The following is an 8,379-nucleotide window of genomic DNA, read 5'->3' on the forward strand; positions in this document are numbered from 1 at the left end:
TCAACCTTCAAAGTTCTTCATGAAGTCATCCGGCAGTCCTTCCGACGGAGCCGAAGGCAATTCAAAAACGACCCAGCCCTTGTTCATCGCGTCTGCCTCAGCTTCTGCAGTCAGGTCAGCGGCTGTCGCGGCAACCGCGAACGCGCGCCAAACGAACTCAAATTCACGTCCACCAAAGCTCGCGGGCATCGTATCAATTTGGGGAATACCCCCGGCGCTGAATGCTTCAATCCAGGGTGATGCCACCGTTCCAGCGGTCGGCTTCGCAGCAAGTGAAATCGTGCCGCGTGCCAGATCAATCAGGAATTGCGCCACTTCCGGGCTCGAGCGGTCTATCAGCTCATGGTCCGGTTGGTTGAAGTAGGACAACAGGCAACGGTAGCAGCCGCGAACACAGCTTCCGTCTTTCTTCTCCTGCAAGAGATCTGCATCACCCGCCGCAATCGCAGCATCCACGTTCTCGAAGTGCATCAGACCCAGCGCTGTCTTCGCCACCTCGTTGATTGCCTTTCCGTCATCAATCAGGCGCGTGAGCACGCCGGCGCCACCTTCCGTTGCCTCGTAGGCAAGGATTGCGCGACGGTTGTCCCTCGCGGGCAGCGGTTCACCGAGGATTTCGCCTTCTTCCAACTGGAAAACCACCTCGATTCCGCGCAGCAACGCATGCTGAACCGTCGCGATTGTCTCGGGCTCATACTGCTCCGGCTTTTCGAAGCGGAACAACAGGGCATTCTTTCTGTCGCGGACAATCGGGACAATGCGAACCGGCTTGACCACGTCCGGCGGGACGTCCGTGTCGCTGTCCTCGTCGTCGGATTTCGCCCAGTATCCGGACCTCGGATCGATGTGGAAACCGAAGACAGTCTGGTCCTTTCGGCGCTTCAAGCCCTTGTTCAGTCGGCTGATCTCCGCGCTGTTGGCGTATTGCAGGGCCAGGAGGGAAGTCTCACCACAAACGAATTTGGCGTTGGTCACTTGGACTTGCCCATCCTTCTTCGGCCAGGAGAAGACGGTCTGGATGTCAAAGCCCTGCCGAACGCGCTCTTCATCGTTCGCCGTGATGCGCTCAGTCGGGGCGGCCTCGACGTTGTCGATGCGCAGGGTCTTCTTGATGGGGACCTCACCCGCCATGTGGTTGTTGCACCCATGGCAACGCTCGACCTCGCCCTCATGCGATGCGCCACAGTTGGAGCAGATGTAGATATCCTTGGTCGCCAATTCCGATCCGTCGCCCTGACGTACCTCGGGCGGCAGTTTGGCTTTCATGACCCGGTAGGCGCGGCCCTCGTGATAGATCAGACTGCGCGGGCCGAATTCGGAAATGGCCAGGAAGCGGGCTCTGGACAAGAATGACCCCGTCTTACCTTCGCCAGGAACAAAAGCGTAGAGTGGCAGGCGCGGGAAGTTGTACCCGGGCAGGAAGCCCTCTGTTGCAAGGTACCGATACGAATAGAAATCGGACCCGTTTGAAGCTTTCCCCTGTTCAAGGATGGCGATCTGATCCTGGGCCTGCATTTGCGCAGCCTTGATCTTGCGCCGGTCGGCTCCCGAGAGCCCCGTAATCTCCGAACGCTTGTTCGCCTCGGCCAATTGCGTCCTGGCAGAGCGATAAAGCTCCCGCCAACGGTCGAAGGCGCGGTCAAACTCCTTTGGGGCATTCATGGCCGTGTGAAGAACGAACTCGTCTGGATCGTCCATCCAGATCGGAGTTTGCCCTCCGTCGGACGCCAGAATCTGCTTCAAGACACGCGCCATCGGCCCCCGTGCCTGCGAAACCAGAGCGGGTTTCGATATGACCGCCAGAACGTCCTCCTTCAGCGGGAATTTATCCCCGTGAAGGTCCAGAATCTCCGGGATGTCGGGAGAAAGCGCCAGTTTCGCTTCAGCCAACCACACCGCATGCAGGTGCGATCGGACCAGCTCTTCATTGGTGATGTCGAGCGCTGGCGGCCTCACGACACCGGCGACCATATCGTTGCGCCGTTCAAAGAAATATTGGTCATGCGGAGACCCCGAGGCGCAGTAGGTTACGACAACCGCGGCCTGGCCCGAGCGACCGGCACGGCCAGCACGCTGCGCGTAATTCGCAGGCGTAGGAGGTACGTTGCGCAGGTAGACGGCGTTCAAGGCGGAAATGTCAACGCCGAGTTCCATGGTCGGAGAGCAGAACAGCGCGGGTAGGAACCGATCGGACTCGCCGGTCGCCCGAATTTCCGTGCGGTACTCCGAGGTCGCGAGATGGTCCATGTCGTCCTGCTCGAAACGGAACCGCCATTCCCGCCATTCCCGCTGCTTTTGCGAAACCTGAGCCGTGTGCTCGCGTCCCTCCAGCCCCCAGTAGGAACTGCGCCCGTAGCCAAGGTCACTGGCAATCGCGGTGTAAAGGTCGTGGAAATATCGGTTGCCGCGGTGGGCGTCATCATCGAGGGCCGGTCCTGGCACAAGCCGAACCGCAGATGGAGACAGGCGCCAGCCCGTCACATCGCTATCGAGTTCGACAGGCACCAGCAGCCCTTCGTCGCTCAGGAAGGCAAGCATCCCTTCCATGAACTCGTAGTACTCATCCTTGTTCAGCTTCGTGCCGAGAACGGACTTCCGGTTCACGATCCGTGCGATCCGCGAATTGGGACCTGCCCGAAGAAGTGTCTGCTCTTCACGCAGCGTGACGACGTTCTTGCTGCCCGCGCGCAGCACAAGCGAGGACCGCGCCCGCGGATTTTCCTTTTGGTCAATTGCCCAAGGCGCCTGAAGCAGCATTCGGGATTTCTGGGCGACGCCATCGAGGACAGTCAGATCCAAGGCTTCAGTCTGAACAGCCAGGCCCTCGAGCATCGCAGACAAGATCTTCTTGAGAATGCCCTGACGTTGTTCGAAGCTGAGGTCTCCCAGCGCGGGATGAATGGCCATGAAGCGCTCGCGATCTTCAGAAATTTCCTCGAGGCCGAGGAAATTCACGTCGATCAGGTTCAGGACAAACAGACTGGGATTGGTGAATCGCCAACCGCGACGCAGGTCCGTCCAGACACGATGGGCGAGTACCTTTGCGAGCGACCGCTGGGCGTCTTCGCGAATGATGGCACCAGCATTCGAGTCCAACAGCCAATGCTGGCGCGCCTCTTTGTTGGCGGCAGTAAAGCCGAGCGCCTTCACCACCTGCAGGCCGAACTCATCTTCTGTGAGCCCACCTGAGCCAGCAGAAATCACCGCGCGAAGGATGGCTCCGCGCAACAGGCTTACGAAAAGGAAATCATTGAAATGGCCAGACTGCAGGGCTGCATCCTGACGGTTGTCCGTGAACCCCAAAAGCTTCCGCTTCGTCTCGGGAACGCCGCTGCCAGGTTTGTTCATCCACTCCAGGGCGCTGGCGACCAGCAAGGTTGTTGCTGAGCTTCGCCCTTCGCCGGACAGCCCCGCCAGCTTGCTGCGCTCTCGCATCCCCTGCGTCGGTTCGTCATGGCAGCACAGGCAGAACGCAAACTTTCCCGGGATGAACCAGAATTCGTTTCCGCCCGCTCCGTGGCGGCCATCAGCACCCACGACGTAGGACACCGGCATACGCTTCTTGCGGTACCCTCTCAATCGTTCAATGCCGTTTTTCTCTTCTCGCCAGCTTTCGGGGTAGCCCTCAAGCTCGCCCGTGAACTGGAAGTCAGTATCGCCCGGCGTCACCGGACAAAGATACCCCGCGACCTCGTCTTCTTCAGTGTCGAGCGGCGTGTCGTCGATGCTTCGAGGCAGAAAGCGCAAGCTCCCATCATCGTCGACCTTGGTCACGACATGGTATTCTTGGCCACAATTTCGGCAGAACCGTGTGGGGTAGAGGCGGTTTCCAGGGGCTTCGGGGTCCTCGAGCTGTCCTTCAAGAAGGATCCGACGCGGCCTGGCTGTGAGCGTCGTAAAGACTTCACCGGCACCGGAGATGAAACGGTGGAGTTTGAAGGCGAGAAAGGCTCCGTCCTTCGTGCCGCCGCGCTCATTCTCCGGCAGGCTTACCCGGGTCAGGAATTTTTCGAGATAGTCTCGGCAGGTTTCGGCATCGACCGCGCTGGCCAGAGAAAGCTTTTCAACGGCTTCTTCGAAAGGGATAGGCTTCTTCCTGCGAAGCTCAAGCCCATCGTCCAATCCGAGTTCGAGTTCGGCCCAGACCGAGAGCGGATGGCGCTTCAGGGTTTCGTCATCGAGTGCGTCCGGCAAAGGCTGAGTCAGGGCCGTCTTCAAAGCGCCAAGGACGTGCTCGGTCTTCAGGGTGTCATCGGTCGCGCGCTGCAAAGACTCGTCGATGACCGCGTCCGGGCCAATGTCGGTGCCAAACAGACGAGACGCTACCTTCGCGACAGCAAGCGCGCGGCTCTCGTCCGATCCCTCGGAGGCCATCGTTGCCGAGGTCCCAATGCAGATTGGCTCCTTGTCCGGCGAGCACCTGTCCCGCAGGCGTCGAACGAGGACCGCGACATCGGCACCTTGGCGACCGCGATAGGTATGGAGTTCGTCGAGAATGATGAACTCGAGACCGGACGCGTTCGAGACGACTTTCGAGTCCAGGTCGTCCTGACGCGTCAGAAGCAATTCTGCCATCATGTAGTTCGTGAGGAGAATGTCGGGCGGATTGGCAGCGATGCGCTCCCGCTCTTCACGGCTTTCCTGACCGGTGTAACGTTTGACCACCGGCTTGAGCTCATCGGGCAAACCGGAACCAGCGATGAACTTGTCGATCTCCTTCATCTGGCTGTTTGCCAGTGCGTTCATGGGGTAAACGATGATTGCCGTCGTGCGACGCGGCTTTCCTGCGCGTCGCGCGCGGATGATTGCGTCGACAACCGGCACGAAGAAGCACAGGGATTTCCCCGAACCCGTGCCAGTCGTGACGACATAGCTCTTTCCCTGCTTCGCTTTCCCGATTGCCTGGCCCTGATGCTTATGGAAACGCAGCGGTGTTGTTCCGAACCGGAAGACCTTGCCTGTGCCCTCATCAAGCACGCCTTCGGCTACCAGATCATCAACCGTTTCGCCTCCTTCAAACCGTGGGTTCAGAGACAAGAGGGCATCCGGCCAGAATTTTCCGGCGTCGTATTGGGCATTGATCTCGGTTTCCAGGTCGGGCGCCCGGATTGCGCTGAATGAACGCGAAAAGCGCTCGTAAGCACGTATCAATTGATGGTCGAACTCAAAGGCTTTCATTCAGGCGGCCTCCTCGGCGTCCGGGCTCGGCACGTCGAAGCCTTCGTCGTCCTGGAGAACGTCCTCGCCTTCCTCCGGCACGGAATCTGCCCTGACGATCGCATGCCCGGTTGCCTTTGAAATCATGGCAAGGAGCCGCGTCTCCCGATCCGCCATGAATCCCTCGAAGTCATCCGCCCTCAGCAAGGAGGGATCCAGCCCGTGGGACGCCAGATAATTGTCAAGCGCTTCGCGGGCGATCGGCGGGTTGTCCTTTCCGCCTGTTTCCAGTCGCTCCAGGTAGACCGATGGAGCTACGCCGCCAAGAATGCGGTTGGTCTTGTAGCTGAGCGGCGTCTTGTTGACGACGGTGTCAAAGACCTTCGGATCGATCTTCTGCTTCTTGCACCAGTCCTGCGGGAAGATGTGGTGGATATCGACGTACTCGTCAAAGAATACCGTGTCCTTGAAGTGCTGGCCGGAGCGAAGATCTCTCGCGCCTTCGGCCATCAGAAGGGCGTGGATGCCCTTGTAGGCAGCCGACAGGCGGGTGCGCAGGGTGCGCAGTCGCTCCGGGCGGAAGCGGCCATCGGTGATCGTGCTGGGTTCGGGTCCACCGTCAAGCCACGCGGGAACCTCGAGCACGTCCTTGGCAAATCGGGACTCGATGGCTGAGCCATAGAGTTCGCCAAAAATGCCGCACCAGAACCAGCGGGCGAGCTGGTCCTTCACTGCGGCGTGGTCGAACCTCGGCCCGATGATGGCGAGGATCGCGGCAAAGGGGACAAGCTGGCCCTGATAGGGGAGATCGATGACCCGATAGATGTGGTTCTGCCGGAGGAACTTCGCTGCAGTCTTGAAACCTTCTTCGACCGCAGCACGGTGTTTCAGGTACGCCTCCAGCGGCAAGTCGAGGAGCGACTGACGCGTGGCCCGGACTGCGGACAGCTCCGACTCCTTGCGCCCGGCGGCGATTTCGGCCGCACGGGTCTCGACCCCATGCAGGAGGGCGATGGCTTGGAGCACATCTGTTGCCGCGACCTTTTCCAACACGCCGAACTTCTGTGCGGCCGCCCGCCCAAAGAGCTGAAGTCTCGTCTGGAGCCCCGGTTGGCCGTCGGCGCCGAGCCAGTCGTCCCGCAGGCGATGGCCGCGGGCTGCATACATCGCGGTCACGAGCTCGAATGCGTCGAGCGGCTTGCCGCCGGTGTTCACCTTCTCAAAGACCAGACAGACTGCCTCGTGGGAAGTGTCGGGGCTCAATGCGATTACGGGCAGCTGGTAGGCCTTGAAGTTCTGAAGGACCTCATCCTTGAACGGCTTGAAAAGCTTGCGTGTTTCCGGGTCGTTGTCGAGCCAGTATTCGTTGAAGCCATCTTGCCAATCGTCCCAGTCAAAAACCTGGTTCAGCGGGAACATGAGATTTTGGTATTCGAGTTCCGGCGTGGAGAGATCGAGGTCGATCTTCCGGTCGAAGTCCGACTTGATCCGACGATCTTCGGGTACAGAGACAATCGCATTCTCTCTGTCCTCGGTCGGATTCATCGCCTTTCTGATGTCGATGTAGAACCACCGCTTCACGAGCTTTAGGCGAGGCGTGACCGTTTGCACGACCTCGCGGCGCAAGCAGGTCTGATAAAGCGAGGTCATGCGCTGCTGGCCGTCCAGCAAAAGCTGATCCGGTGCGTCGTCGCCCACGGCGGCATCTGCCCCCTGGATTGGTCGCCGTGCGAAGGTATCAGCCGCACCAGGCTTCACCTCCAGCGTCATCAATGCGCCGACCGGAAACGCCTGCGAGATCGAGGCGATCAGCCCCTTGATCCGTTCCTCGTCCCACACCCAGCTGCGCTGGAAATCCGGCAACTGGATCTTGCCGTTTCCACACTGACGGAGAAGCTCTTCCAGGCTGACCGGGTTGGTCTTGAATGCCGCTTGTTTACCCAATCTCGCTCTCCTCAAATGAACTTGTTAGCTTCTGGCAACTCGACGCGATGTTCGAAGAAGGCTTCATTTCGAACCCTCCGGAGGGCCAGCTGCTCGAATGCCGCTGAAAATCTCGTCGCGATTGATCAGCACGATTTGCTGGTCTTGGGGCGTGCGCGCTTCGGGGGCGGTATCTAGACCGAGGCGTTTGAGCGCATAGTAGAGGAGCGCACGTCTCACCTTGATTTTCGCCTTGCCGCCTCGCATGCCATAGTCGAGCGCGATTATCTTCGCTTGTGTTTCCGAGAGATCGGGGTGGGGCCCGACTTCCAGCGTAACCTCGGCAAGCCACTCGTGATCGTCGCCGGCCGATTTGTCGCATTCGCCCGAGCCTCGGACCTCGAGCATCCGCGACAACAGGAAGTCCTTGAAGCAATCGTCGGTTTGGCAGAACGCCCGAGTTTGCCACCGGAAACCGTCAAACGCGATGGCATGGGGGGCGATCCAGCGCCAGCGCGGCTCGGGGCTGGACAGGGACTGGTACTTTACCTCGATCGCCTCGGACCGGCGGATGGCGCCAACGACCGAACGAAGCGTCGCCGGATTGACTCCGCGAACCGGCGTAGGGGCGGCCGCGTAGGGCGGGAGGTTGGCGATCCAGGCGTCCTCGCGGTCGAGGATCCCGTCAGCGACCGATCGCAGCTGTGCAAGGTAGCGGCTCGCGTCAGGCTCGAGGAACTGCGGCTTGAACTTGGAGCCTCGTACGTAGGTTCGCGCACTCTTGTCGTAGAGCATGTTTTCCGGCGCGAAGCCGATGTAGCGGTTCAGATCGGTGGACGCCTGGTTCACCGAGACCCCGAACTGGTCCATCAGATCGCTGCGGTTCACACGTCCCTCCCAGAACAGGCGGAACTCTATGAACTCGATGCGCTGCTCGACACCCCAGCGAAGTTCCGACCGATCGTTCTCCAAAATCACCTCCGGGCCAGATCGGTGGGCCCGTAAACTATGCGGGCACATTTTCTGTGCTCTAGATGACGCTAACTGACGGGAGGAAAGCGGGCAATCAAAATTGCGCGTACCTGCGCTACAAACCCTTAGCTGACACTGATTTCTTCCTGGCCGCCCAGCCTCCGGCTCAGGAAGATGTTCGACGCACAGCGAACTCGGTGACCTGCTTCCCTGAAAAGTCCGCGGTTTGAGGTTAGCCTGTTCTCCAAACGAGGAGACAGACGATGCGGAAAAGCCGTTTCAGCGAAGAGCAGATCATTGGCATCCTGAAGGAGCACCAAGCCGGGA

4 protein-coding genes are annotated in these 8,379 nt (G+C 59.8%); all 4 read right to left on the bottom strand.

From position 1 onward, the window contains the following. Positions 1 to 5,178, bottom strand: a complete 5,178-nt coding sequence (locus LCM32_RS16570) for a DEAD/DEAH box helicase (RefSeq protein ID WP_224822205.1) — start codon at positions 5,176 to 5,178, stop codon at positions 1 to 3. Continuing rightward, on the bottom strand, positions 5,179 to 7,101 hold the full coding sequence (locus LCM32_RS16575; protein WP_224822206.1) for a DUF262 domain-containing protein: 1,923 nt from the start codon (positions 7,099 to 7,101) through the stop codon (positions 5,179 to 5,181). A gap of 63 nt (positions 7,102 to 7,164) precedes the next feature. After that, positions 7,165 to 8,052, bottom strand: a complete 888-nt coding sequence (locus LCM32_RS16580) for a WYL domain-containing protein (protein WP_224822207.1) — start codon at positions 8,050 to 8,052, stop codon at positions 7,165 to 7,167. 125 nt (positions 8,053 to 8,177) lie between these two features. Further along, positions 8,178 to 8,379, bottom strand: a 202-nt coding sequence (locus LCM32_RS16585) for a hypothetical protein (protein ID WP_224822208.1), incomplete at its 5' end; no start/stop codon positions are given.

Source organism: Pseudooceanicola nanhaiensis, from assembly GCF_020171315.1.
GTDB classification, from domain to species: Bacteria; Pseudomonadota; Alphaproteobacteria; order Rhodobacterales; family Rhodobacteraceae; genus Pseudooceanicola; species Pseudooceanicola nanhaiensis_A.

Coding starts and splice junctions, on each gene's coding strand:
- LCM32_RS16570 (WP_224822205.1), bottom strand. CDS start 5,178: ATGAAAGCCTTTGAGTTCGACCATCAATTGATACGTGCTTACGAGCGC.